Genomic DNA, 25,135 nt, shown 5'->3' on the forward strand with positions numbered 1-25,135 from the left:
GGACTGTTACAGAAATTAGATCAATACGGTTTAAAATCGATTTCTGAAGCCGTTGGTTTCAAACTTTAACAGTAATAGCTCTGAGAAACCGGGTTTCTGTCGTGATCTTTGTTTCCTTACCAAGAAATTGATAGAGAAACCCGGTTTCGGGCCAAAATCTGTGAGAAACCTGATCATATTTCCCATTCTCGTTTAATGCCATAATTATCCAAAATAGTATCTTTACTAATCACCGGATATTGCTCAAATAATGCCTGACAAACAATCAGCAGATCAAAAGGATCACGATGGTAAAGTGGCAAATTGCATAAAATATTAAGATGTTATATCTTAATTTTAAGAATATCAATATTATTTTCTTCTAATTGTTTAGGAAATAAATCCTCAAAAGGTTGCCCTAATTCTAATTTGCCCAGATTAAACTTAATTGCCATCTCCCATAAACTAGCAATACTAACCAATAATTCATTGTCCTCATTTTCTATTAATTCTTTGGCATAAAGGCTGAGTTGTTCATCACCACTAATAAACCCGATTAAAATATGAGTATCTAGTAAATATTTCATTACATATAATCCTTGAAATCTTCTAACGGCTCATCAAAATCAGGTAACATTGAAATTAAACCTTTTGCACTTCCGAATTTTCTTTTTACAGCAGGAGTAATATTGAATGTCTTTTTAAACTCATTCGTTAAAGAATTAGATGGATTTAGATCAGAATCGTTAGAAATATTAATTTTTTGGATTAATTGTTGTAATAACCATTGTTGATCCTCAAGGGATAATTGATTAATTTTTTCAGCAAATTCACGAACGTCTAAAGAAGGCATAATAACTTACCATAAATATTAATAATTTTTTACTATTATAGCATTATTTTTTGATCTTATGGTATAATCGTATAGTAGATAAATTTGTCCTATTACATTACCCTTTATACCCCACCTAAGATGACTTGAGAAACCGGGTTTCTGCTCCCTAGTAATAGCGTTGAGAAACCGGGTTTCTGTCGTGATCTTTGTTTCCTGACCGAGAGATATAGCAATCCTATTTGATTTAGGGTAGGGGCAATTCATGAATTGCCCCTACGGTAAGGGTTTGAGTCATAGAGGTGATGACAACCGATTTAGACTTGCTATAGCTTCTGAAACCCGGTTTCTGGCCTGCAATACCTCGAAAAAAATCATCGTTCAGGGGTTTACTATTGTAGCCAACCTGATTACTATGGGGGAGACAAAACATCATGGTTTGGAGTGAGGAAACAGGATGTACATCGTACAAATTGCCTCTGAATGTGCCCCAGTCATCAAAGCGGGAGGCTTAGGCGATGTTGTGTACGGACTCAGTAGGGAGTTAGAACTGCGGGGTCATACCATTGAGATTATTTTGCCCAAGTACGACTCCATGAGGTATGACCAAATTTGGGGACTTCATGAAGCCTATCAAGATTTATATGTCCCTTGGTTTGATGGTGCCATCCACTGTACGGTTTTTTGTGGTTGGGTTCATGGACGGTTATGCTTCTTTATTGAACCTCACTCCGAAGATCATTTCTTTGACCGAGGCTGTTATTATGGTTGCCTCGATGATCATCTAAGATTTGCCTTTTTTAGTAAAGCCGCATTAGAGTTTTTACTTAAATCTGGAAAACGTCCTGATATTCTCCATTGTCATGATTGGCAGACGGGTTTAGTTCCGGTGATGCTGTATGAAATGTACAAATATCATGGCATGGAAAATATCCGAGTTTGTTATACCATCCATAATTTTAAACATCAAGGAATTGCCGGAACCAATATTCTTTGGGCGACGGGATTAAATCGAGAACCTTACTATTTTGAATATGATCGTTTACGGGATAATTTTAACCCCTTTGGATTGAATTTTATGAAGGGGGGAATTGTCTACTCTAACTTTGTAACAACCGTATCTCCTAACCATGCTTGGGAAGCCCATTATGGAGAATTTGGTTATGGGTTAGGACATACTTTAGAACTGCATCAACATAAATTTGGTGGGGTGTTAAATGGCATTGATTATGAGGTGTGGAACCCAGAAATTGATCGGTTTATTCCTGATCAATATACCCCAGAAGATTTAGAAGGAAAAGAAAAGAATAAAAAAGCCTTACGGGAACGATTATGGTTAAATCATGATCATAAACCCATTGTTTGTTATATTGGTCGTTTAGATGATCAAAAAGGAGTGCATTTAGTTCATCATGCTATTCATTACAGCCTGCATCGACAAGCACAATTTGTGTTATTAGGTTCAGCAACAGAACCGGGTATTAACGCTTGGTTCTGGCATGAAAAGAATGTCTTAAATGATAACCCGGATTGTCATTTAGAAATCGGATTTAATGAGGAATTATCCCACTTAATTTATGCAGCCGCCGATATTATTGTGGTTCCGAGTAATTATGAACCTTGTGGATTAACTCAAATGATTGGGTTAAAATATGGGGCTGTTCCCGTTGTTCGAGCGGTTGGTGGGTTAGTTAATACCGTTTTTGATCGGGATTATGACGAATATCATACCCCCGAAGAACGCAATGGTTATGTTTTTAATTACACCGATTATCAAGCTTTAGAATCGGCAATGGATCGCGCTATTGGGTTATGGGAATATTATCCTGATGAATTTGAAAAATTGAGAATTCAAGGGATGAAATATGACTATTCTTGGAATCAACCGGGAACGGATTATTTAGCGATTTACGAATATATTCGACATAAATAATGATTTCGTTTTTGATATCAATTTGGGGAGGGGCGGGACAACCCCGCCCCTACGTTTGTTCAATTATCCCATGGCAGAACGCCCTTGTTTTCCTAATTTAAAAAATACAAAATAACCTAAACAAAGGATATAAAATGCTAAACCAACTAACGCTAAAAACCCTAAAAATTGAGGTGTTAAGTTGGGATGAAACATTTCTTTATATAACCAAGGAGCATCTAACCAGATCCGACAATTGCCATCGGCGAGTAATTCTTTTTGACCTTTGAAAAAGGCACAATGTAAAAATGGAATTAAAGCGATCGCACCCAAGATATTATAAACTGTTACAGCCCATCGCCAAGCTGTAAACACCCACTTGAGAGCAGAAGTAGGCATTTCAGAAATTTCTTCATTGAGATCGACCCAAAACCAAAGGCTAATCGGAATTAAAATTCGTGCCATGATTGAGGATAGAAAACTAATCGGTAGGGCAGCGATCATTAAATATACGGTAATCATTAACAAACTAGCAACCCGCCAATAAGTCACCATTAACCGTTGAATGGCTTCGACTTTCTGAACAAATGCCCAAATTGAAATCACCAATGGAATTATAACCGTAAACACAACCGCTAATCGATAATCCATCCAGACCAACGGTTGTATTGCAGGAGATTGTATAGCCAGTAAAGGATTGAACATTTTGAATTATCAAACCCAATATCATCATAAAAATTAAGCAACTGGGTTAACTTGAGTTAAATCCCAGTTGCTTATCAATCAGCAAACGTTAGAGAAGAATTCTTTCCTCATGAAACAGTGGATTAATCTTCATAAAGCCGACATTCAGCAGCATCGGGGTTATCGTCGCAATAAGTTTGGAAAGAACTTTTGGGTTTTTCTTGTTTTTGATGGGCAGCTTCAGCTTGTAATTCTTCCACAGCATCCCAAGCCGCTGCACATTCTTTGGAATTAGCACCGCTAAGATCGCAGACGGTACGCGCTTCTTGACGTTCTTTCTCGATGAGTTCGTTGATATTGTTCATAAACCTTTCGTTAAATCCAATCTACTAAGTACAGGTTTTAATCCCACTTTAGAACATTTAGCAAGGGTTACTCACTTTGTCCATTGTACTGCCCAGCGCAGCCCAAGTCTGGATTTCTCCCTCACTGTAATACATCAGTCTTAATCTAACCACAACTTCAAGCTGGATTTTTTAAGATTTGCTGACGTTGAACAAATTATGTTAAAGATCAATGGATTACGTCAGATTGGGTAAACCTTTGATACTAGAAACACACTGAGTGAACCCAGATGGCAACTGTCAGAAACAGTATATCTGCTGTATTTCTACACAATCTGCTATCTTAACACAAGAGAGCAGACTATTCAGGGAGGGTGAAGATGGCAAAATCGACAACCAAACCGATGCGTTGGATCAGTGCTTTATCTCAACGGCCTTCATTAGAAGCAGCCGTTAAAGAAGTTGTGGAACAGGCTCAAGATTCCCTCCGCGCTTCTCCAGACTTAGGCTTAGTATTTATTTCCTCTGCCTTTGCCAGTGACTATTCCCGGCTGATGCCGTTACTTCAAGAACAGTTGTGTCTTCCCGCTTTAATTGGTTGTGGGGCGGGAGGTGTGGTGGGGATGAATTTTAAACACCAAGCCCAAGAAATTGAAGGAGAACCGGCTCTCAGTTTGATGTTAGGTCATTTGCCCGGGGTGGAGGTTCATCCGTTTCATTTATCCGTTGATGATTTACCTGATTTGGATAGTCCGCCGGATCAGTGGGTTGAATTAATTGGGGTCAAACCGGAAGATCAGCCGCAGTTTATTTTGTTAGTTGATCCCTACTTTGGTCAAATCAATGATTTTTTGCAAGGTTTAGATTATGCCTATCCGGGTTCAGTGAAAGTGGGAGGATTGGCCAGTACAGGGGTGACGGGGGGAACAACCGGGGTATTTTGCGGTTCCCGACTCTACTCGGAAGAAATTGTGGGTTTGGCGCTACGGGGAAATATCGTGATTGAAACCATTGTTGCCCAAGGGTGTCGGCCCATTGGTCGCCCCTACCGCGTCACTCAAGGAGAACGCAATATTGTCTTAGAAGTCGAAACTCAAGGGGAAGATTCTGATCTTGAAACCGCTTCTTCCTCTGGGGTATCGGTGCGCTTATCGCCTTTAGAAGCGTTACAAGATTTGATCCAAGAGTTAAGCGAAGAAGATCGACAACTGGCTCAACATTCCCTATTTATTGGCATCGTCCGAGATGAATTTAAACAAAAATTAGAACCCGGCGATTTTTTAGTCCGTAATTTAATTGGAGTTGATCCGAGGGCCGGGGCCATTGCCATTGGCGATCGCGTTCGTCCCGGTCAACGAATTCAATTTCACCTGCGCGATTCTCGAACGTCCGCAGAAGATTTAGAATTACTAATGGAACGCTATCAACGACAAGCTTCTTCTTCTCCCCAACGGATGACAGATGCAGCAGCTTTAATGTTTTCCTGTTTGGGGCGCGGAGAAGGACTCTATGGGGAACCGAATTTCGACTCTGGACTCTTCCGGCAGTATTTTAATATTCCTCTGAGTGGCTGTTTTTGCAATGGTGAAATCGGCCCCGTTGGAAAGGCAACATTCTTGCATGGTTATACCTCGGTCTTTGGCATTTGTCGACCCAGAAGCAATTAACTTTTCTCTGAGGAATAAACGAATAAAGACTTATACCAAGATATCCCAGAAACATTAGTTTTGCAAATTTATGAAAGAAAATCCAGAACATCTCCTTTTGTTAAAACAATTATTTCAAGTCGGCATTGAACGGGCGGATATGATGTTAGAAACAATCACTCGTTCCCCGGTGAAATTAAAGTTACTGTCTTTAGATATGATTGCCCCCCAGTATTTAACGCTACAATTAGAAAAAAAGTTGGGTTCAACGGATTTAAAGGCAATGGAATTAGCGTTTACAGGAGAGTTTTATGGCAATAGTCAACTCATGTTTCCCAAACCCACTGCTATGATGTTAATTAATGTGGTTGACAATGAAGATCGGCGAAAATTAGATCAAGAGGTTTTTGAAAAAGCCATTTTTAGTGAAGTGGGTAATATTTTTTATAATGGTGTGATGGGAGTCATTAGCACCTTATGTGAATATGGAATTACTTATATGATTCCTAAATATAAAGAAGGCAATATTCGGAATTTATTAGCCGGAAGTTTATCTCCCAGATATTCAAAGGCAATTATTGGAACAATTGAAACTTTTCCCGATCGCAATCTGGTGTTTTGGTTTCAATTTGATACCTTAGAAAAATTATTAGCAAAAAGTAGTAATCTTTCCGAGTATTTTGATGTATAAATTCCGGGTGTAAAATCAATTACCGAGTTGAGAAAGGAAACAGGGAACAGGGAATCGAAAATGTGTAAATAATGATGTTCGGGTACTTAAAATCTATCGGTTAAATCATGCCAAATTCAACAGGAATTAGAGCAACAATCCCCTTGATTACGCTATCATATAATTAATTTATATGAAACCTAAAAAGATAGGCTACCAATAATTGATAGGATTGCTCATCACTCTTTCCCCATTAGCCATTCCCTATTTCCTATTGAGAAAAAGTAGCCAACTCACTACCCATAACCAATACCGGATAACCCAACATGAATTTCTTAGAAAGTATCAAAATGGCAACTACAACGCTAGTCGCAAATAAAATGCGGAGTAGTTTAACCATGTTAGGAATTATTATTGGGAATGCCTCTGTAATTGCCATGATTGGTATTGGAGAAGGCGCTCAGAAATTTGTCAGTAATCAAGTTAATTCTTTGGGGCCAAATGTTTTATTTGTGTTACCCGGAAGCCCTGACTCCCAACGCCGTCCCGTGTTCCCGCCTCAAAATTTAGTCTTAGAAGATGCCATGGCGATCGCAGAACAAGTTCCGTCTGTTGAACAAGTCGCCCCGTCTTTGAATGGTAGTGAACTGATCACCTATCGCAGTAATAATGCTTCCGCTTCTGTGATAGGTACAACACCAGAATATTTATCAGTGCGGAATTTTGATATTGCTAAAGGTCGATTTATTACGAATTTAGACTTAAAACGGAATGAACAAGTAGTCGCATTAGGATCAGAATTAGCTCAACAATTATTTGGCAATGAAGATCCCATTGGTCAATCCGTTCGACTGCGAAATATGAGTTTACAAGTGGTGGGAGTCATGCAGCCAAAAGGCTCTAGTTTTGGCAGTAATGAAGATATGAATGCCTTTGTTCCCCTAACGACAATGGCAAATCGAATTATCGGGAATAAATCGCCTTATGGAACCCAAGTAACGTTTATTTCGATTGCCGTTGATAGCCAAGATAATATGGCGGCGGCTCAATTCCAAATTGAAAATTTACTACGGTTACGTCATAAAGTTATTGATGAAGATGATTTTACCGTTCGTAACCAAAAAGATTTAATGAATATTTTAGGAAGTATTGCTGGAGCTTTAACCATTTTGTTAGCCGCAACCGCCGCCATTTCTTTGTTAGTGGGGGGGATTGGAATTATGAATATTATGCTGGTTTCGGTAACGGAAAGAACCCAAGAAATCGGTTTAAGAAAAGCCATCGGAGCCACTCAATCGGATATTTTAATTCAGTTTATGATTGAATCGGTTATCCTCTCCGCCGCAGGAGGTTTAATTGGAACCTTAATTGGGGTGGGTGGTGTGTTATTAGTGGGTGCATTAACTCCTTTGGAAGCCGGAATTTCTGGCGTTGCTATTGTAACAGCCGTGAGCATCTCTGGGGGAATAGGATTATTTTTCGGAGTTGTACCCGCCAAACAAGCCGCTAAACTTGACCCCATTGTAGCTTTAAGAAGTGTTTAAACTGTCAATATTTAATTATGAAAACATCAATTTCTACCCAACTAAACCCTCAAAATTTTCAATCAAATTCTGTTATTATTCATTTAGATAATGTCACCAAAGTTTATGGCATGGGTGAGATTCAAGTTCAGGCGTTAAAAGGTGTCACCTTAACCGTAGAACAAGGAGAATATTGTTCGATTATGGGGGCATCGGGTTCGGGAAAATCAACGGCGATGAATATTATTGGTTGTTTAGATCGCCCCTCCACAGGTTCCTATTATTTAGATGGGGTGAATGTGGCGAAAATGTCGGAAAATAACTTAGCCAAAATTAGAAATATTAAATTAGGCTTTGTGTTCCAACAATTCCATCTTTTACCTCAATTGAGTGCCTTAGATAATGTAATTTTACCGATGATGTATGCCGGAATTCCCGCCGCAGAACGTCGAGAACGCGCTCAAGAAGCGTTAATTCGAGTCGGGTTAAAAAATCGATTAAATAATAAACCCAATCAACTCTCAGGAGGTCAACAACAACGGGTCGCCATCGCTCGTGCCATTGTTAATCGTCCGGTGTTATTATTAGCAGATGAACCCACTGGGGCGTTAGATTCTCAAACAACTCAAGAAGTTATGGATATTTTTACAGAATTAAACGCCAGTGGCATGACCGTTGTCATGGTAACTCATGAACCTGAAGTTGCCCGCCAAACTCGTCGTATTGTTTGGTTTAAAGATGGAGAAGTGATTCATTCTCATCTGACTCCCAATGATTTACATAGTGCCGTTTTTTAGGCTCGACATATTTAACTAACTCACTCCCCCTAGTCCTCTTCTCCCGGTGCTCCCCTTTAATTGAGTTAAAATATAAGTGGCGATCGCCCAAACACCAACACAAAAAGCAAGGGATGAATGCCTCGATTTCCTAATTTCTGCAATTCTACAATAAAATTAAAATTATATTTTTTTAAAAAGTCTAACCTCTCCTGAAATTTAATAATTCAACCTTGATCGGCAATCTGATAACGGATTAAAAGAATACCCTGATCTCCTGAAAACAATAATGTGAGGAATAGACCAATAATATTCCGCTAAAAATCGTTGATCAGTTGGAACAGTTGTGACAACTTGTTGAAATAATTGTAAAACAGAAGTAACTCCTCCATTTTTACCCTAACACCGAATGAGTCAATTAATTTACCCCGGTATTGTTCTGAGAAACCATTACACCATTGTCCGTGAGTTAGGACATGGAGGGTTTGGACGCACCTATTTAGCACAAGACCAACATCGCTTTGATGAACTTTGCGTTTTAAAAGAATTTGCTCCCCAAGTTCAAGGTCGTTTTGCGCTCAAAAAATCCCAGGAATTATTTGAACGGGAAGCGGAAATTCTTTATAAACTAAAACATTCCCAAATTCCGCGATTTCGAGAATTATTTCGAGAAACCATTGATAATAAAGGTTATTTATTTTTAGTCCAAGATTATGTAGAAGGATTAAACTATCGCAGTTTATTGAATCAACGTTTACGTCAAGGATTGCGCTTTACCGAAGCAGAAATGATTCAATTATTGTTCCAACTGTTACCCGTGTTGGACTATATTCACAGCTATGGAGTCATTCATCGCGATATTTCCCCTGATAATATTATTCAACGTCAATTTGACGGTTTACCGATTTTAATTGATTTTGGAGGCGTTAAATTAATTCAAGCCAAAGTTGAATCCGAATTAGCCGTACAACCTCGTCCTGAGCTTGCCGAATGGAAAGGTCAAAATCCGGCTCCAACTCGGTTAGGAAAAGTTGGGTATTCTCCTGATGAACAAATGCGTTTAGGTGTAGCTTATCCCCACAGTGATTTATATGGGTTAGCGGCGACAATATTAGTGTTATTAACCGGAAAAGAACCTCAACAATTAATTGACCCACAAACGTTAATTTGGAATTGGAGAAAATACACAAATTTGAGTCCACAGTTTGGGGAGATTTTAGATCAAATGTTAGCTTATCGTCAAAGCGATCGCATCCCCAATGCTCAAGATGTTCTCACAGCACTTTCAACCTTGCATTCTCCCCTGACTCAACCGCCCCCAGAAGCCTTAAAAACGATAAATCAGGCAAGCATCAACTCAACCCCAAATCAAAGTTTATCTACCCCAGTTTCTCCCCCTAAAAACGGTCAATCTTCCAGTGTAAAAACAACTTTATTACCGTTTTTTGTCGTCTTAATCATGGGGTGTTTAGGATGGTTAGGAGGACGTTATTGGTTAGATCATTATGCCAATGGAGATCTCAACCAATTACCTCGCACCGAACAAAAACGACAAGAAGCATTACGGGATAAACGGCGTTTATTAGGCATTGACTTTAACTTTTTTGTGAATTTAGTTAATGAAGAATTTTATATTCGCTATCCCGAACAACAAGGACGAACCTTAACCGATGAACCTTCCGATGCAATTTGGCGAGAACGATGGCATCAAATCGCCGATGATTTTTTACAACGCCTGGGACAATTAAGTGAATCATCACGGATGAAATTAGGAACCTATCGTCTCGATGATCTTGATCGTTGGAAAATTACAGTGAATCAGTTACAGTTAAGTCATCAATCTTTATATGATTTAGCAGATGCAAAATTTTTCTATTTATTTCCCGAACAATCAAGAACCGCTAATTTGTTAGAGTTGCCAATGGGACAAGTTTGGCAAGCCTTTACAAATGATGTTGTTAAAAATTTACAAGCTGGATTAAATTGGGAACGGGTAGAGTTTGCAGCCAGTAAAACTCGAAAAACCTTAAAAGCAACGTTAAAACCAGGAGGCGGAAAAGCTTATATTGCTCGCTTTAATAAAAACCAAATTTTACAGGTACGCTTGAAGTCTCCAAAACCCGTAACGTTACTGTCAATTTATACTCCAGGTACAATACAAAAATCACAATCTTTATTAGAAGATTCTCCTCAAACTCGTTGGTCAGGACGTTTGCAGGATTCAGGTGATTATGAATTTGTTGTGGTGTCTGAATCTTCCCAACCGGTTGACTACGAGTTAACCCTAGAAACCCGTTAGAGCCTTTCTGATTGTTAATAAGCGTATTCAAACGCACTGAAAATTAATATGATCCCTGTCACAATTAAACCCATGTAATTGTTAAGGTTCAGATTTTCAGTAGCTCCAGACTCTGAAGGATCTTAAAATTTATGGGTAAAATTAAAGTTGGTATTTTATATTCTTTGAGTGGAACAATGGCAATTAGTGCAACGCCTTTGTTAGAAGCAACCTTAATGGCAATCAAAGAAATTAATGCTCAGGGTGGAATTTTAGGACATGAAATTGAACCGATTATTGAAGATGGAGCATCTGACCCGATTGTATTTGAACAAAAAGCTAGAAAATTAATACAAATTGATCAAGTTAAAACCGTATTCGGATGTTGGACATCTCAGTCTCGCAAAGCAGTTAAACCTATATTTGAAGAATTTAATGTTTTACTTTGGTATCCTGTTCAATATGAAGGATTAGAATGTTCTCCTAATATTTTTTATACAGGTTCTTGCTTAAATCAACAAATTCAACCTGCGGTTCATTGGGCACTAGAAAATTTAGGAAAACGATTTTATTTATTAGGTGCAGATTATGTTTTTCCTCGCACCGCTCATAAATTAATTAAATGTATCCTCAGAAAAGAAGAAGGTAATGTTGTTGGAGAAAAGTTTTTCACTCTAGGAAATAAAAATTTTTCTACCGCTATTAATGAAATTAAAATTTTAAAGCCTGATGTCATTTTTAACACCTTAAATGGGGATAGTAATTGTTACTTTTATCAGGATTATTCTAGTGCTGGAATTAAACCGTCTGAAATTCCGATTATTGCTGTTAGTATTTCAGAGTCAGAAGTTCAGGATATTGGTCAAGCCAGTGTGGGTCATTATGCTTGTTGGAGCTATTTTCAAAGCATAGATACTCCCCATAATCATGAATTTGTGAATAATTTTAAAGCCTTATACGGAAAAGAACGGGTTACATCTGACCCCATTGAAGCAGCTTATGCTCAAGTTTATTTGTGGAAACAATCGGTAAAAACGGCAAATAGTTTTGAAACAGATGCTGTTAAAAAAGCGGCTTATTATCAAACGTTTCATGCACCCGGAGGAGTGGTTAAAGTTGAACCCAATCATCATTTATGGAAACATTGTTATATTGGTCAGGTCAAAGAATCTCAACAATTTGATATTATTTGGAAAAGTTCTGATTTAATTAAACCTTTACCTTGGTTGGGAGTTGAAGAATTAAAAAATTTTGATCAAGCGGATTTAGTGATTGATATGTTAGCCGAAATTCCCAAAGGAATTCAATATAGTTGTTTATTAGAAGCCAATAGCCGACGTTTAGAATTAACCATGGAAAAATTAAAGGCTGAAATTGAAGAACGCCAACGCATCGAGATTGCTTTACAAGAGGTGAATAAAGAATTAAAGTATATGGCAATTACGGATAGTTTAACAAAATTAGCCAATCGATATTGGTTCAATGAATGTTTAAAATCGTTATGGAATCAACATTTAATAATGGAAACATCTTTAACTTTAATTTTATGTGATATTGATTATTTTAAACATTATAATGATACCTACGGTCATCAAAAAGGAGATGATTGTTTACAACAAGTCGCTCAAGCTATTAAAAAAGCTGTGAGAAATGGGTTTGATGTGGTGGCCCGTTATGGAGGAGAAGAATTTGCAATTATTTTACCCCATACCGCACTTTTTGATGCCTCCCAAGTTGCAACTCGAATTAATATAGAAGTGCAACAAAGTCAGATTCCCCATATCACGTCTTTAGTCGAGAATTATGTGACTGTTAGTTTAGGCATCGCCAGCCGAGTTCCTAAGTTAAATTCTTCTCCAGAATTATTAATTTCTGAAGCAGATAAAGCCCTTTATAAAGCTAAAAATAACGGTAAAAATCAATGGTGTTTACATTATATTTGAAACTGAAAGTTAGAAATCTATTATAAAAAAATAATAGAGAAATAAGTTGATTTTACAATAATATAATAAATTTAGAAGTGACATCTAATGTAATTGATTGTAAGGGCGAGCGAACCTCACCCCTACCCTGAATTTGATATTAAGCAGAACGTCGTTCTAACTGTAAATATTGTTCAGGTTCAATAGAATTAATCCAACGAGGAAGAAAGGTTTTTAACCATTTTTCTCCCTGGGTTCCATACAAGCGATGTTTATGCAGTTGTTCTTTCAAAGATTGGCTACCGGGTAAAGTTAATTGTTCCATTCCTCGTTCTAACCAACGCTGCATTAACTCCCCTGTCATTTCAGGATGAAATTGTAGACCATAGGCATTTTTCCCATAACGAAAAGCTTGATTTGGGAAGGTTTTTCCCGTTGCTAATAACACTGCGCCAGCCGGTAATTCAAACCCTTCATTATGCCATTGATAAACATATTCTAGGGAATTAAAATAAGGTTTACCTTCCACCGTAGGAGTAATGGGGAAATAACCTATTTCTCGCATATATTGAGGATGAACAGACACTTTCGCGCCTAAAACTTTTGCTAACAATTGAGCACCTAAACAAATACCTAAATAGGGTTTTTTTGACTCTAACGCCAGAGGAATCCAGTTAAGTTCAGTGCGAATATGAGGTAAAGTATTCTGATCATTAACACTCATTGGCCCCCCGAAAACAATCACCGCATCATGTTTGTCTAAATGATGGGGTAAAGGTTCACCGTGACTGGGAAGGCGAATATCTAATTTATAACCATAGGATGTTAAAATTTGCCCCACTCGCCCCGTTTCCGAGGTAGGTTGATGAATAATAACTAGAATATTTTTCATAGAGCTTGTAATCGCAATTAACCCTGCAAACGAACAATCACTGAGTTTGTTATTAAACCGTAAAACGGAAAAAACCCTTGGTATAGAGGGCTACTAACTCAATAAATTGATACTTTCATCTTGTCCTAGTATAAATGTTTTTAGACGATAATCAAAGCACTTGCCTAGATATTTGCTGTATTTTTTAATACAATTTTTATAAAAATTTATTTTTATTTACAAATCAGGTTAATCGCTGTTGACGCGGTAGGGTCAGAGGAATTTTTACACTAAATCTTTCCTAAGCTAGATATTGTTATCGGTGAAGATTCGGAATAATAGGAAAACAAAATAACATAGGTTGATATGAAATTGCTTAATATTGGCGACTTATTCCTGCTTTTTTAGGGGGTTAGGAGGTCATCTGTCATATTAATCATTAGATTTCATATTGGCTTTGCTATTTTTTAAAATTTTATATAATTGGAGACAGAGGAGAGTCCAAATGTCACGTTTTATTCAAGTTAAAAATTTTGGGTTTAGCATTGATGCGGTGGTTTGTTGGCAACGTTTAACGGACGAAATTGGCAGTCCCTTAATTGTTAATTTTTTAGGAGATCAAACCCTAAAATTTACCGATGAAGAAGCAGAGCAAATTCATCAAATTTTGAATAATTTATCCATGACCTTAACAACCCGAACCTTAACCCCTCATCGCTTGGAAGTTGCCTAATCATCATCAATGGTAATGGGTCTTTTATACTGTGTTAATGTCCGGTAGGGGCGGGGTCTTCCCGCCCAGAGGTATATTTGTACAGGCAAGAAACCCTGTTATCAGTTGATATTTTTTCTTCTCAAAGTCTTCCCGTAAATGGGTTTATTTTATAATATTGAAAATTTTTGATGGTTTGTTGGCTGATGTTGATGTCTAGTAAAGGCGGGAGAACCCCGCCCCTACGATATTTAACAAAAACTAATAGAGAAAGCTAGACTATCAACCTTTTTCTTGTCTGTTCCAGGTTCGTAGCTATAAAAATTAGGCCGAACAACCTTCAGGGGTATAGAGTTTTAAATATTTACCTGAAATCCATCCATAGGCTTTTTTCTCATCATTCATGGGTCTTGCTAACCACCATAATTCTTGATTATAGGTACATTCAATTAATTCTACATCAACATGATTAGGAATTTGATAAATAACATTATTCGCATCAACATGAGGCGTGGAACGGACATTCAGTTTACTATCTGTTGATAGAGTTACCGTTGCAAATTCTCTATCGGAGAAAACCATAACAGCATGGGGTTTATAAACATACCAAACCATACTTTTATCTTTTCCACTTCCTAAAGAAGTAGCTAACGTAATTTGATAATGATCTTGATTATAATCTTCATAATTTTCGATCATTAAGCGACTTCCCAAAGGAAAATTAATTTTTTGAGATTCTGTTAAAGTAGAAGAATCAACCGGACGTAATTTTAATAAAGTGGTGTGGGTAATAATTAATCGCATTTGTGTTTTCCATGTCATATAATAATTATTGCATATAAGATTTCACGAATTCAGGAAAATTTCTAATCGCCATTTCATTTGAAATCCAAAGACATGAGGTTGTAGGGGTTTGGTTTCCCTACCCACTCAGCATCCAGCTTGAGAAGAACACCACCCCCTATGGTTTAATGGGGTTTCCAGGTTCCATGAAATCCATTCGGAACAACACTCGGTAAGCCTAACCGACAAACAGGTTCACCCTCTAAATGTTCTGCATCAAAAATCCAAACTTCACTGGAATTTTGATCACCATCATAAACAACCGTTAACACCCATCCGGGTTGAGATGGATCTGGATTTTCAACAAAAAGAGGTTCCATTGGATAACGATTTTCACCTAAATTAGCTTCTTCTAACCTTTGGGTTTGAGGATTAAATCGTCCAATGGAATTAAACATTTCAACCGCAGAATTAACTCCGGGTTGATGAATCGATAAATAGGTGTAGTGCGCTTTTTTGCCAACCTCTTTCGGAGAAACGGTGGGAAATTCACAATGACGGTCTAATAGTTCTTCTAATTGCAGAAGTTGACTTTTTTGAGGTTGCAAAACCATACGCCAAAGGGTTGATATGGCTAAAGTTTTCGTTTTTCCTGTCGCCACTTCTTTTAAATATTGATTAGTTTTGAAATCAGGATAACGGGCAAAATCGACAACAACGGTTCCATCTTCCTCAACATAACCATTACTAAAATGCCACTGGAACCAAGGTTCAGTTTCAATCCGATTCACTAAGGTTAATGTCTGACGATCAATGATTAAAATTTGAGTCGGGGTTTTCTGCGGTTGCCATTGGAAACATTCACTAAAAGGTTTTAACTGAAATAAAACAGGTAATAAATTTAATCGTAACGGAGGAATTACAAAAATTAAATATTGACCTGCCAGAACAAAATCATGAATCAGACAAATCCCATCTAAAGGAATAGAATTGCGTTGTATAATTTTCCCGGTGCGATCGCTTCGATATAACATTAACTGAGGTCTACCTGCCAAAACTTGCCCAAAATTAAAAATATCTCCCGTTTCAGGATCAATTTTAGGATGGGCGGAATAGGGGGTTTTTTTCGTTAACCCACTGAGGTCATCAAGTCCCCAGGTTTCTAAAGTGTTTAAATCTAACCTATAGGGAGGTTCCCCTTCCCACAACGCTAATAATTTATCAGGTAAAGCCAAAACCGAAGTATTTGCCGCATTTTTTAAAGGTTTGGTCAAGCGTTCCCAAAGGTTCCCACAAGGCGTCATTCCATAGCCACCATAGATGAAACGGTTTTTCTGTTCTTCTTCTTGATAACCAACGGTTTTGACATAACGATAGATTCCCATCGCGCCTTCATCGGTAAAATGAACCGCTAAAATAGCTCCATCGCCATCGAACCAATGTCCCACTCGTTGTCCAGCCCGCTCTAACCGTCCAGGGCCATTGCGATAAAGAGAACCCCTTAAACCAGGGGGGAGTTTTCCCGATAAAACGGGTAAGGGGGTGAGGGGAAATTCCGTCGCAGGGGTGGAAAACTGTTGTGCCCAGGTGGGTTGAGGAGTTGTTTGTATCATTTCAATCACGAAACGAGAGAATCCGGTTAAAACTTTAGTTGCACACTGAATAATTGTCGCTGAATTTGCTAAAATCTACAGAATTGTCCTAATTATGTTTTGTAATTATCCTTGAACCAAGCTATCAATCTGCCGAAAGTAGATGAATTTTTAGAAGAATTGGCGGCCATTCAACAAACTGGCTCCAAGCGTATCGCGTTGTTGGGTTCCCGTCATATTCCCCTAACCCATCAAAACCTCATCGAAATGATGAGTTATGCCTTAGTTTTAGAAGGGAATCATTTGATTACATCGGGTTCAACGGGGACGAACTCGGCGGCAATTAAAGGTGCAATGCGGGCAGACCCCAATTTGTTGACGGTGATTTTGCCCCAAAGCATGAAACGTCAGCCCAGAGAATCTCGTAAACAGCTAGAACAGGTCATTCATGTGGTGGAAAATCCCAAGGGAGATGATTTGTCCTTGGCTGAAGCCAGTGCGCTGTGTAACCAAGAAATTATTTCTCGGTGTCAACAGTTAATTTGCTTTGCCTATCATGAAAGTGTGACCCTCCTAAACACCTGCGAGGAAGCAGAGAATCAGCGCAAAATTGTGACCTTGTTCTATTTAGATTAGAACTGGAAACCTTTTATATACTATTGTTAGGGGAGGCTTGTGATAATAATCCTCCTGGTTTTACGATTTTAAAAAATCCTTGAGATTTTGTTGTTCATTTTTTGAATTGGTTATGGCTTCTACTTATTCATTTGATGTTGTCAGTGATTTTGATCGGCAGGAATTAGTGAACGCTGTTGATCAAACCGAACGAGAAATTAAAACTCGTTATGATTTGAAAGATACGAAAACGACTTTAGAATTAGGAGAAACTTCAATTATTGTGAATACTGATAGCGAGTTTACCCTAGATGCAGTACAAACAATTTTGCAAACTAAAGCGGCAAAACGAAATCTTTCGTTGAAAATTTTTGACTATGGTAAAGTCGAATCGGCTAGTGGAAGCCGTGTGAGACAGGAAATTAAACTTAGAAAAGGCTTAACTCAAGAGGTAGCTAAACAAATCACCAAATTGATTAAAGATGAGTTTAAGAAAGTTCAAGCGTCTATTCAAGGAGATTCTGTGCGAATTACGGCTAAATCTAAAGATGATTTACAATTAGTGATTCAACGTCTCAAACAAGAAGATTATCCAGCCGCTTTACAGTTTACAAATTATCGCTAATTTTAACAGTCCCACCCCTAAAGGGGATGGGATTTTTGAGGAATTTTATTGGCTAAATTAATAATCCTCGCGTTTAATATTCTCCGGTAAACACTTGTTGTGCTGGCCCGGTCATGTACAAATGTTGATCTTGATTTGACCATTCAATGTCAAGACAACCCCCTGGTAATTCGACTTTAACAACAAAATCACAATTTCCCGTTAAAACCCCAGCCACAACAGAAGCACAAGCTCCGGTTCCACACGCTAAAGTTGCTCCAGCACCTCGTTCCCAGACTCGCATTTTAATATAATTTCGGTTCACAACTTGAATAAATTCCGTATTTGTGCGTTCAGGAAAAACCGAATGATGTTCAAATAATGGCCCTATTTCTGACAGTTTAATGGCTGCAACATCCTCAACAAAAGTAATACAGTGAGGGTTTCCCATACTAACACAGGTAACGTTCCAAGACTGTCCAGCGACTTCTAAGGGAATATTAACCACTTTTTCCTCGGCGGTGGCTAAGGTGGTGGGAATTTCTTTAGCTGTTAGTCGTGGTAATCCCATATCCACTTTAACTTGACCGTCAGGTTGTAACTGGGGAGTAATCACACCCGCTAAGGTATCGATTTTATAACGGACAGGGGAGGTAATTTCTTGACGGTTTTCTAATTGGGCAATAAATTTAGCTAAACAGCGAATTCCATTCCCACACATTTGCGGTTCGGAACCATCAGAGTTAAAAATCCGCATGGTATAGTCAGTGGTGGAGGTTCCGGGTAGGGCAAAGATGACTCCATCAGCACCAATGCCAAAATTGCGATCGCAAAGTTCTATAGCTTGTTCTGGAGTGATGAGCGGTTCTGACTGATGACGATTATCAATCAAGATAAAATCATTGCCTAAACCGTGATATTTGGTAAATTTGAGGGTCATTCCTTCCTCCACTGCTATCAAGAACGATTATGATTTTTGTACTGGAAAGGTTGTGAGCAACCGATTAAAAATCTGGAAAAGCTCACTTCTTCATATTATGGTTTTAAGGTTGACTTTTAAACAATTCCTTATGTCTGAATTCAATACTGATTTACCTAGCATTCGTAAAGTTCAACGCTATACGAAGGATAAAAACGCCGTCGAAATTAAACTCCTCACTAATGATGTTCTCGCAGGAACGATTCTTTGGCAAGACCCCAATTGTCTTTGTTTACAAGATCAAAACCAGCAGCAAATTCTGATTTGGCGTCATGCGATCGCTTTTATTCGTCCTAAGTAGAGAAGAGGAGCAGGGGGAGCAGGGGGAGCAGGGGGAGTGGGGAGGTAGGGGGAGCAGGAGATCCTTCGCTATGCTCAGGAAGGGGAGCAGGGGGAGCAGGGGGAGTGGGGAGGTAGGGGGAGCCATTAATAATTGTTTATGTTTAATGGTAATAATTAATGGGGTCAAGGGGGTTAGGACAGAGGTCTAACAAATTCACTCTCGAAAATGAAACAGCCCTGGGATAATGTCAAAATGGGGAGTGTAGCCTTGCGTTAGGAATAATTTGAAATCGTGGTTTTTAAGATTGGTTTATTAGGACTGGGAACCGTTGGGACGGGAACCGTTGAAATTTTGTTGAACCCAGAAGGTCGTCATCCCTTGCTATCCGAGTTAAGTTTGCATCGGGTGGGGGTGCGATCGCTGTCTAAACCCCGGACGGTTAATCTACCCGAACATTTATTAACAACGGATTTAGAAGAAATTGTGATTGATCCGGCGGTTGATATTGTTGTGGAATTAATTGGCGGTTTAGAACCTGCGCGATCGCTAATTTTACAAGCCATTGAAAACGGAAAGCACGTTGTAACTGCGAATAAAGCGGTGATTTCCCGGTATGGAAGTGAAATTTTTGATGCGGCTAATGAAAAAGGGGTTTATGTTCTGTTAGAAGCCGCCGTTGGCGGGGGGATTCCAGTGATTCAACCCTTAAAACAATCCCTCGGCGCCAATCGAATTCATAAGGTGACGGGAATTATTAATGGTACGACTAACTATATTTTGACCCGGATGAAAAATGAAGGCGCCGATTTTGCGGAAGTCTTAGCTGATGCTCAACGCTTAGGCTATGCAGAAGCTGATCCCAGTGCGGATATCGATGGGTTGGATGCGGGGGATAAAATTGCGATTCTGGCTTCTTTAGCGTTTGGGGGCAGAATTAAGTTAGAACAGGTTTACTGTGAAGGAATTAGAAAGATCACCGCAACGGATATTGCCTATGCAGAAAAATTGGGATTTGTGATTAAATTATTAGCGATCGCCGCGCGAGATCCCAACGCCACTGTTGATGAAGATTTATTATCCATTCGAGTTCATCCAACCTTAGTTCCTAATACTCATCCTTTAGCCAGTATTAATGATGTTTACAATGCCATTTTAGTTGAAGGTGAACCGATTGGACAGGTGATGTTTTTTGGACGGGGAGCCGGAGCCGGGCCAACAGCAAGTGCAGTGGTTTCGGATATTTTAAATATTGTTGCTGTTTTGCAAATGGAAGAAGCGGAAATTGTTAATCCGGTTGTCACCCATGAAATGATGAGTTGTACCCATCAACATTACTGCAAAATTGCACCGATGGAGGATTTAGTTACCCGCTTTTATGTTCGCTTTTTAACAAAAGATTCTCCAGGGGTCATTGGAAAGATTGGAACTTGTTTTGGTCAGCATCAGGTTAGTTTAGAATCCATTGTTCAAACCGGATTTCATGAAGATTTAGCCGAAATTGTTGTCGTCACTCATAACGTTTTGGAGGGGAATTTCCATCAAGCTTTAACTGAAATTAAAAACCTAGATGCGATTGACAGTATTCCGAGTCTTGTTCGGGTACTTTAGGTTCAATAAAAAATCCTGAACCCAAGATGATGTTTGATCCCCATCTCGCGTTCAGGATTGAGTTGAATCTTCCGTGTTTTTAAGAATTATTCGGCGGCGGTTGCTAACTCTTCGGTTGCACCTTGTGTCCGACGACGAGTTAAACTATTAAATAACAGTTGACCAATGGCTTTAATTAAATTTCCTTCTAATTCATTGAACATTTTCATGTTCATTCCGAAAGCATCGTTGGCTTCATCAACAATCCGAGTCGCCATGTTTTGGTCAATATCAACGCTATCCATTTGTTGACGATAATTGGCTTTAAACGCTTTTTCGTCAGGAATATCATTGAACTCGTAAAATTGCGTTCCTTGTCCATCTTGTAGGTTCATGGCTTTTTGAGCAATTCCTTTGAGAATTTGCCCCCCAGACAAGTCGCCTAAATAGCGAGTATAAAGATGAGCAATTAACAATTCAGGTTGAGTATTAGAAACTTCCCGAATCCGAGCAACATAAGCTTTGGCGGCTTCAGAAGGTTGTACCTCTTCCTTCCAATTTTGCCCATAATAAAAGTATAAATCCTGTTCTAAACTTTGTTTGCGGTTGAGTTCAGGAAAATACAATTTAGACAAAATAGCATGGTTGCGGTGGCGTTCCATCTCCTCTTCCATTGCAGAGTAGACGAAATAGAGATTTCCCGCTAATTTCCGGTAAGATGTCTTTTCTACTGTACCCTTTAAAAAGCACTTAATAAAACCGACGTTTTCCGCCATTGTGTGAGACTTTTTCGTGCCTTCTCGCAGTTGGGTTGCTAAGTTAACGCTCATACTAAAAAGTTTAATTCCAAAGCTAAATTCAACAATAGGGGCTTTGCTAATGAAAGCACCGTGAAAAAACCACTTAATTTTTTAGAGTAAACTGATTTGATGAGAAATGGTGTTAAGAATTGTCACATTCCTCTTGGGATTGGTTCCATTCCCCTTAAGAGTTTAACCAAGCCGAATGGGAAAGTAGAGCTTCAATGACTCGAACCCCGCGCAATTGATTAGAAAGCGGAAGATGACCTTTGGGTGCGGTTAAATCCCAGGTAAATCCTTGGGGATAGCGCGTCCAATTTCGACCTGTACGCCAACCAATTTTCGGCCAAAGTTTATCCCAATTTTTATTCACACCGAGCCAAAGTTCTCTTTGGATAGAATAGCCAAATTTTCCTTCAGAATGAATCCGCCAAAGACTATCAATGGTTTGTAAATCTGTCACCGGAAACCGTTCGATCTCAGAAAAATAAAGCCATTTTCGCTGAATTGCAGATGCTCCCGCTAATTCGCAAAGTTTTTGTAAACTTAATTTATCTGCCTCTAAGAAATTTTGTTCAGCGAGTAATTTTTGCAAGGAGGTATAATCAATCCCGACTTCAGATTTTAAGGGAACAATTCCGGTGGAAAAATGAGTTTGCAAAAAGGTACTTACTTTTTCTGAATTAGGATTAGCTTGATATAAAAGTTGATAAACTTTACCTGTAACTAAACTAGGGGGATGAGACTGCTGTTTTAATAAAAATTCCATTAAAACATCCCAAACCGTCTCCCCACCTTGGGTTAATGTTTGTAGCAGTTGGAATTGAGCTTTTTCCGAACCTGCAAAAAGCTGAGAGCGTAATTCATCCGCACTCATCAGGTCAAGTTGTGGGGAAGTGGTCAAGTCAGTCATAAGAGGCGCGGCGTTTCAGGGTTGAATTGAGGACAGAATTCTCAACTTTAATTATTGTACAAGGAGGCGGGAACAGTTAACCGTTGAGAATCCGTTGAATTAGACGGGTTGTGGAGGACGGAATTTCAATGGTAATGAAAGCCACTTGACCGCCATAGCTTTGGACAAGGGGAGCTTCTGGTAGGGTGTCTAAGGTATAATCTCCTCCTTTAACATAAATATCCGGTTTCAGGGTAGCAATTAAATCATTGGCGGTGGTTTGGGAAAAAATCACCACACCATCAACGGGTTTGAGACAAGCGAGAACTTCCGCTCGTTGGGTTTCGGGAACAATCGGACGCGGCGGTTGTCCGGGTTTTTGCGGTTTAATGGTTTGCACGGACACATCGCTGTTTAATCCGACCACGAGCGCTCGCCCTAACGCTTTCGCTGCTTGTAAATAACGAACATGACCCGCATGAATCAAATCAAAGCAGCCATTGGTAAAAACCAAAGGACGCCACCGCTCAGGAGCAAGGGTGATGTCTTGTTGTAATTCGGTTAAGGTGTAGAGACAAGAAGTCATTTAGTTTAATTCAGGAGGATGAGAATCAATTAACATTACTTCGCCAGAGGAATATCATTCACATTTTTTTTGTTTTGTCAAGAGGATTTTCAATGTTCCAATCCCCTTTCTCTAACAAGTGACTGAATTTCAGTTGGTTGTAATTGCTCTGAACCGATTAAGATTGTAACGTTTGTTGATCTGATCCTTGCCAAACTCATCTGGGTCAACTCTTACTTAGCTTACAAAGAATCCAATGAAAGCCACTTCTAGCCGTCAATTTTCCTCTACAACCTCTCTCATCCTAAAACTGGTTGGGGTAATTTTACTTCTGTCTTCCCTCGTGGATTATCTGGTACTTTTGATTCCGCCGAATTTTTTAAATCGAGGTTGGCAAATTAATGTCACCAGTGATTTAGTAGATCGAGGCATTGTCCCAATGGTGGGAATGGCGTTGATCTTTGTTGCCTTTTGGATGGATACTGCCACTGAAGGCGCTGTTAAACCCAGTCAACCCTTTACTAATTTAAGATTTTGGGTGGCTGTGTTGGCAAGTTTATTGGGACTGTTGTACCTGTTACTGTTTCCTTTGCATTTGAATAATACCCGTTTAGCAAGATCCGAAGCATTAACCCAAATTAATCAACAAGCGACTCAAGCTCAAACCCAATTGGAAAACCAAATCAGTAGCGAGCAATTCCAGCAACAAATTCAACAGCGAAAAACTCAACTTAAAGATCAAATTTCCGGCTTGACACAAAATCCTGATGCTCTTAATCAAGCTTTAGCTAACCCCAATCTTCCACAACCAGTTAAAGAAGTCTTAGAACAATCTAAATCTAATCCGAAAGCGATTGAAGAGTTTCTGAATCAACAGGCGGATAATTTACCGACACAATTGTTAACTCAAATTCGCGATCGCAAACAAGAACTCGAACAACAAGCCAAAACCCAATCTTTAAAATCGAGTTTAAGAACGGGAATTAGTAGTTTATTATTAGCCATTGGCTATATTACCATTGGTTGGACAGGATTAAAAGGTTTGGGTATTCTACGGGGTGGAAATCGTCGCAAAACCCCAGCCGCTTAACCGTGATCTGTTGTAGGGGCGGGGTACTCCCGCCCGGACTCAATTATCCGTGAAAAGACATAAAATCTTTAGCATTTTTGTCAATGTAACTGTGTTTTAACGGATCACTGAGCCTTGATTTTCTGATTTCTTTTAACCTCAATAGTTCTTCATGTTTTCCATCTATATTCTCACGGCAAACGAAGAAATCGATATTGCAGATTGTATTGAATCTGCGTTATTATCGGATGACGTTATTGTTGTCGATTCTTTGAGTCAAGATCGCACGGTTGAAATTGCTAAACAGTATCCGGTTCGCGTTGTGCAACATCGGTTTGAAAGTCATGGTAAACAACGGACTTGGATGTTACAAGAAATCCCCACAAAACATGAGTGGGTCTACATCTTAGAAGCCGATGAACGCATGACGCCAGAGTTGTTTCAAGAATGTTCAGAAGCCATCAAAAGCGACACCTATATTGGGTATTATGTAGCAGAACGGGTGATCTTTTTTGGGAATTGGATTCGGCGCAGTACCCAATATCCCCGCTATCAAATGCGTCTATTTCGTAAGGATAAAGTTTGGTTTACCGATTATGGTCACACCGAACGAGAAGTCTGTGATGGCCCTACTGGATTTATTCAAGAAACCTATCCCCACTATACCTGTAGTAAAGGCTTATCTCGTTGGATTGAAAAACACAATCGTTATTCAACGGATGAAGCAATAGAAACTCTACGACAGCTACAGACAGGAACAGTAAATTGGAAGGATTTATTCTTCGGTTCATCGGAAGTGGAACGACGACGAGCATTAAAAGATTTATCCTTACGTTTACCGTTTAGACCCTTGGTTCGGTTTGTCTATATGTACTTTATTCTAGGAGGAATTTTAGATGGTCGTTCAGGATTTACTTGGTGTGTTTTGCAAGCCTTTTATGAATATTTGATCCTGCTTAAAGTTTGGGAAGTTCAAAACTTACCTCAACTTTATGCTGATCAAATTCAACCCACGACTTTACCCAATTTAGAACAAGTCGAGTCCCAGACGGTAACATCCAATCTGGGAACTGAACCTTACAATTAGATTTTTTATCCTTCAGGGTGTTTTATTTTAAGCCGGGGATAACGCTTTATAGGGGTAGGAAACAAAAGGTTGTAAAATTCTAACTTAGACTTCTCTACGACAAGCTCTAGCTGATTTACCGAAAAAGCGG

25 protein-coding genes are annotated in these 25,135 nt (G+C 39.0%); 14 read left to right on the top strand and 11 right to left on the bottom strand.

All coding sequences use genetic code 11. The annotated features are described in order from the left end of the window. Nucleotides 1–323: 323 nt before the first annotated feature. Both ACKPEB_RS10920 and ACKPEB_RS10925 read right to left on the bottom strand, forming a co-directional pair. Nucleotides 324–566: a type II toxin-antitoxin system VapC family toxin gene (locus ACKPEB_RS10920; protein WP_408964916.1), complete on the bottom strand. Its 243-nt coding sequence runs from the start codon at nt 564–566 to the stop codon at nt 324–326. Then, complete coding sequence (locus ACKPEB_RS10925; RefSeq protein ID WP_408964917.1) at nt 566–832, bottom strand: DUF2281 domain-containing protein; 267 nt, start codon at nt 830–832, stop codon at nt 566–568. Before ACKPEB_RS10925 ends, ACKPEB_RS10920 begins: the two co-directional genes overlap by 1 nt. 436 nt (nt 833–1,268) lie before the next feature. Between ACKPEB_RS10925 and glgA the strand changes: the two genes are divergently transcribed. Continuing rightward, the gene (glgA, locus tag ACKPEB_RS10930) at nt 1,269–2,744 is read left to right on the top strand and encodes a glycogen synthase GlgA (protein ID WP_408964919.1); all 1,476 of its coding nucleotides are present in this window, start codon (nt 1,269–1,271) and stop codon (nt 2,742–2,744) included. Nucleotides 2,745–2,807: 63 nt separating this feature from the next. Here glgA and ACKPEB_RS10935 read toward each other — a convergent pair whose 3' ends face one another. After that, entirely contained in the window at nt 2,808–3,428 is a 621-nt protein-coding gene (locus ACKPEB_RS10935; protein WP_408964920.1) for a DUF3177 family protein, read from the bottom strand. A 122-nt stretch (nt 3,429–3,550) separates the two neighbouring features. Beyond that, complete coding sequence (locus ACKPEB_RS10940; protein ID WP_408964921.1) at nt 3,551–3,772, bottom strand: Calvin cycle protein CP12; 222 nt, start codon at nt 3,770–3,772, stop codon at nt 3,551–3,553. Nucleotides 3,773–4,155: 383 nt separating this feature from the next. Here ACKPEB_RS10940 and ACKPEB_RS10945 point away from each other — a divergent pair, with 383 nt between their 5' ends. The 6 genes from ACKPEB_RS10945 (at nt 4,156) to urtA (ending at nt 12,587) form a co-directional block, all read left to right on the top strand. Then, on the top strand, nt 4,156–5,418 hold the full coding sequence (locus ACKPEB_RS10945; protein ID WP_408964947.1) for an FIST N-terminal domain-containing protein: 1,263 nt from the start codon (nt 4,156–4,158) through the stop codon (nt 5,416–5,418). Between the two features lie 70 nt (nt 5,419–5,488). Beyond that, complete coding sequence (locus tag ACKPEB_RS10950) at nt 5,489–6,088, top strand: hypothetical protein (protein ID WP_408964922.1); 600 nt, start codon at nt 5,489–5,491, stop codon at nt 6,086–6,088. Nucleotides 6,089–6,393: 305 nt separating this feature from the next. Then, nucleotides 6,394–7,611, top strand: coding sequence for an ABC transporter permease (locus tag ACKPEB_RS10955; RefSeq protein WP_408964923.1), 1,218 nt, complete (start codon nt 6,394–6,396; stop codon nt 7,609–7,611). A 17-nt stretch (nt 7,612–7,628) separates the two neighbouring features. Next, nucleotides 7,629–8,387, top strand: coding sequence for an ABC transporter ATP-binding protein (locus ACKPEB_RS10960; RefSeq protein ID WP_408964924.1), 759 nt, complete (start codon nt 7,629–7,631; stop codon nt 8,385–8,387). A gap of 388 nt (nt 8,388–8,775) precedes the next feature. Further along, a complete protein-coding gene (locus ACKPEB_RS10965; protein ID WP_408964925.1) occupies nt 8,776–10,665 on the top strand; it encodes a protein kinase domain-containing protein in 1,890 nt (629 codons plus the stop codon). A gap of 131 nt (nt 10,666–10,796) precedes the next feature. Next, complete coding sequence (gene urtA, locus ACKPEB_RS10970) at nt 10,797–12,587, top strand: urea ABC transporter substrate-binding protein (RefSeq protein WP_408964926.1); 1,791 nt, start codon at nt 10,797–10,799, stop codon at nt 12,585–12,587. A 139-nt stretch (nt 12,588–12,726) separates the two neighbouring features. Here urtA and ACKPEB_RS10975 read toward each other — a convergent pair whose 3' ends face one another. Next, complete coding sequence (locus ACKPEB_RS10975; RefSeq protein ID WP_408964927.1) at nt 12,727–13,458, bottom strand: glutamine amidotransferase-related protein; 732 nt, start codon at nt 13,456–13,458, stop codon at nt 12,727–12,729. A gap of 484 nt (nt 13,459–13,942) precedes the next feature. Between ACKPEB_RS10975 and ACKPEB_RS10980 the strand changes: the two genes are divergently transcribed. Then, on the top strand, nt 13,943–14,170 hold the full coding sequence (locus ACKPEB_RS10980; protein ID WP_408964928.1) for a hypothetical protein: 228 nt from the start codon (nt 13,943–13,945) through the stop codon (nt 14,168–14,170). Between the two features lie 303 nt (nt 14,171–14,473). Here the strand turns inward: ACKPEB_RS10980 and ACKPEB_RS10985 are convergent, their stop codons facing one another. Both ACKPEB_RS10985 and ACKPEB_RS10990 read right to left on the bottom strand, forming a co-directional pair. Then, nucleotides 14,474–14,971, bottom strand: coding sequence for a hypothetical protein (locus tag ACKPEB_RS10985; protein WP_408964929.1), 498 nt, complete (start codon nt 14,969–14,971; stop codon nt 14,474–14,476). Between the two features lie 146 nt (nt 14,972–15,117). After that, a complete protein-coding gene (locus tag ACKPEB_RS10990) occupies nt 15,118–16,545 on the bottom strand; it encodes a carotenoid oxygenase family protein (RefSeq protein ID WP_408964930.1) in 1,428 nt (475 codons plus the stop codon). A gap of 111 nt (nt 16,546–16,656) precedes the next feature. On the opposite strand from ACKPEB_RS10990, the gene ACKPEB_RS10995 reads away from it, so the two are divergent. Together ACKPEB_RS10995 and ACKPEB_RS11000 are read left to right on the top strand one after the other, a co-directional pair. After that, on the top strand, nt 16,657–17,160 hold the full coding sequence (locus ACKPEB_RS10995; protein ID WP_408964931.1) for a DNA recombination-mediator protein A: 504 nt from the start codon (nt 16,657–16,659) through the stop codon (nt 17,158–17,160). A gap of 112 nt (nt 17,161–17,272) precedes the next feature. Then, a complete protein-coding gene (locus tag ACKPEB_RS11000) occupies nt 17,273–17,764 on the top strand; it encodes a YajQ family cyclic di-GMP-binding protein (protein WP_408964932.1) in 492 nt (163 codons plus the stop codon). Between the two features lie 73 nt (nt 17,765–17,837). On the opposite strand, the gene dapF is transcribed toward ACKPEB_RS11000, so the two are convergent. Then, a complete protein-coding gene (dapF, locus tag ACKPEB_RS11005; protein WP_408964933.1) occupies nt 17,838–18,683 on the bottom strand; it encodes a diaminopimelate epimerase in 846 nt (281 codons plus the stop codon). 130 nt (nt 18,684–18,813) lie between these two features. Here dapF and ACKPEB_RS11010 point away from each other — a divergent pair, with 130 nt between their 5' ends. Beyond that, complete coding sequence (locus tag ACKPEB_RS11010; protein WP_408964934.1) at nt 18,814–19,023, top strand: Hfq-related RNA-binding protein; 210 nt, start codon at nt 18,814–18,816, stop codon at nt 19,021–19,023. Between the two features lie 273 nt (nt 19,024–19,296). Then, a complete protein-coding gene (locus ACKPEB_RS11015; protein ID WP_408964935.1) occupies nt 19,297–20,613 on the top strand; it encodes a homoserine dehydrogenase in 1,317 nt (438 codons plus the stop codon). Between the two features lie 86 nt (nt 20,614–20,699). Here the strand turns inward: ACKPEB_RS11015 and ACKPEB_RS11020 are convergent, their stop codons facing one another. The 3 genes from ACKPEB_RS11020 to rfaE2 all read right to left on the bottom strand — a co-directional run bounded on the left by ACKPEB_RS11020 (nt 20,700) and on the right by rfaE2 (nt 22,870). Then, nucleotides 20,700–21,422 carry a heme oxygenase (biliverdin-producing) gene (locus tag ACKPEB_RS11020; RefSeq protein ID WP_408964936.1) on the bottom strand — a complete coding sequence of 241 codons (723 nt, stop codon included), beginning with the start codon at nt 21,420–21,422 and terminating at the stop codon, nt 20,700–20,702. A 154-nt stretch (nt 21,423–21,576) separates the two neighbouring features. Beyond that, nucleotides 21,577–22,305, bottom strand: a complete 729-nt coding sequence (locus ACKPEB_RS11025; RefSeq protein ID WP_408964937.1) for a GUN4 N-terminal ARM-like repeat domain-containing protein — start codon at nt 22,303–22,305, stop codon at nt 21,577–21,579. A gap of 76 nt (nt 22,306–22,381) precedes the next feature. Then, nucleotides 22,382–22,870, bottom strand: a complete 489-nt coding sequence (rfaE2, locus tag ACKPEB_RS11030) for a D-glycero-beta-D-manno-heptose 1-phosphate adenylyltransferase (protein WP_408964938.1) — start codon at nt 22,868–22,870, stop codon at nt 22,382–22,384. Nucleotides 22,871–23,105: 235 nt separating this feature from the next. Between rfaE2 and ACKPEB_RS11035 the strand changes: the two genes are divergently transcribed. Together ACKPEB_RS11035 and ACKPEB_RS11040 are read left to right on the top strand one after the other, a co-directional pair. Then, nucleotides 23,106–23,939 carry an HpsJ family protein gene (locus ACKPEB_RS11035; RefSeq protein WP_408964939.1) on the top strand — a complete coding sequence of 278 codons (834 nt, stop codon included), beginning with the start codon at nt 23,106–23,108 and terminating at the stop codon, nt 23,937–23,939. 151 nt (nt 23,940–24,090) lie between these two features. Beyond that, on the top strand, nt 24,091–25,005 hold the full coding sequence (locus ACKPEB_RS11040) for a glycosyltransferase family 2 protein (RefSeq protein WP_408964940.1): 915 nt from the start codon (nt 24,091–24,093) through the stop codon (nt 25,003–25,005). Nucleotides 25,006–25,135: the final 130 nt, after the last annotated feature.

Source organism: Planktothrix sp. (assembly GCF_046067725.1).
GTDB lineage: Bacteria > Cyanobacteriota > Cyanobacteriia > Cyanobacteriales > Microcoleaceae > Planktothrix.

Coding starts and splice junctions, on each gene's coding strand:
- ACKPEB_RS10920 (WP_408964916.1), bottom strand. CDS start 566: ATGAAATATTTACTAGATACTCATATTTTAATCGGGTTTATTAGTGGT.
- ACKPEB_RS10925 (WP_408964917.1), bottom strand. CDS start 832: ATGCCTTCTTTAGACGTTCGTGAATTTGCTGAAAAAATTAATCAATTA.
- glgA (WP_408964919.1), top strand. CDS start 1,269: ATGTACATCGTACAAATTGCCTCTGAATGTGCCCCAGTCATCAAAGCG.
- ACKPEB_RS10935 (WP_408964920.1), bottom strand. CDS start 3,428: ATGTTCAATCCTTTACTGGCTATACAATCTCCTGCAATACAACCGTTG.
- ACKPEB_RS10940 (WP_408964921.1), bottom strand. CDS start 3,772: ATGAACAATATCAACGAACTCATCGAGAAAGAACGTCAAGAAGCGCGT.
- ACKPEB_RS10945 (WP_408964947.1), top strand. CDS start 4,156: ATGCGTTGGATCAGTGCTTTATCTCAACGGCCTTCATTAGAAGCAGCC.
- ACKPEB_RS10950 (WP_408964922.1), top strand. CDS start 5,489: ATGAAAGAAAATCCAGAACATCTCCTTTTGTTAAAACAATTATTTCAA.
- ACKPEB_RS10955 (WP_408964923.1), top strand. CDS start 6,394: ATGAATTTCTTAGAAAGTATCAAAATGGCAACTACAACGCTAGTCGCA.
- ACKPEB_RS10960 (WP_408964924.1), top strand. CDS start 7,629: ATGAAAACATCAATTTCTACCCAACTAAACCCTCAAAATTTTCAATCA.
- ACKPEB_RS10965 (WP_408964925.1), top strand. CDS start 8,776: ATGAGTCAATTAATTTACCCCGGTATTGTTCTGAGAAACCATTACACC.
- urtA (WP_408964926.1), top strand. CDS start 10,797: ATGGGTAAAATTAAAGTTGGTATTTTATATTCTTTGAGTGGAACAATG.
- ACKPEB_RS10975 (WP_408964927.1), bottom strand. CDS start 13,458: ATGAAAAATATTCTAGTTATTATTCATCAACCTACCTCGGAAACGGGG.
- ACKPEB_RS10980 (WP_408964928.1), top strand. CDS start 13,943: ATGTCACGTTTTATTCAAGTTAAAAATTTTGGGTTTAGCATTGATGCG.
- ACKPEB_RS10985 (WP_408964929.1), bottom strand. CDS start 14,971: ATGACATGGAAAACACAAATGCGATTAATTATTACCCACACCACTTTA.
- ACKPEB_RS10990 (WP_408964930.1), bottom strand. CDS start 16,545: ATGATACAAACAACTCCTCAACCCACCTGGGCACAACAGTTTTCCACC.
- ACKPEB_RS11000 (WP_408964932.1), top strand. CDS start 17,273: ATGGCTTCTACTTATTCATTTGATGTTGTCAGTGATTTTGATCGGCAG.
- dapF (WP_408964933.1), bottom strand. CDS start 18,683: ATGACCCTCAAATTTACCAAATATCACGGTTTAGGCAATGATTTTATC.
- ACKPEB_RS11010 (WP_408964934.1), top strand. CDS start 18,814: ATGTCTGAATTCAATACTGATTTACCTAGCATTCGTAAAGTTCAACGC.
- ACKPEB_RS11020 (WP_408964936.1), bottom strand. CDS start 21,422: ATGAGCGTTAACTTAGCAACCCAACTGCGAGAAGGCACGAAAAAGTCT.
- ACKPEB_RS11025 (WP_408964937.1), bottom strand. CDS start 22,305: ATGACTGACTTGACCACTTCCCCACAACTTGACCTGATGAGTGCGGAT.
- rfaE2 (WP_408964938.1), bottom strand. CDS start 22,870: ATGACTTCTTGTCTCTACACCTTAACCGAATTACAACAAGACATCACC.
- ACKPEB_RS11035 (WP_408964939.1), top strand. CDS start 23,106: ATGAAAGCCACTTCTAGCCGTCAATTTTCCTCTACAACCTCTCTCATC.
- ACKPEB_RS11040 (WP_408964940.1), top strand. CDS start 24,091: ATGTTTTCCATCTATATTCTCACGGCAAACGAAGAAATCGATATTGCA.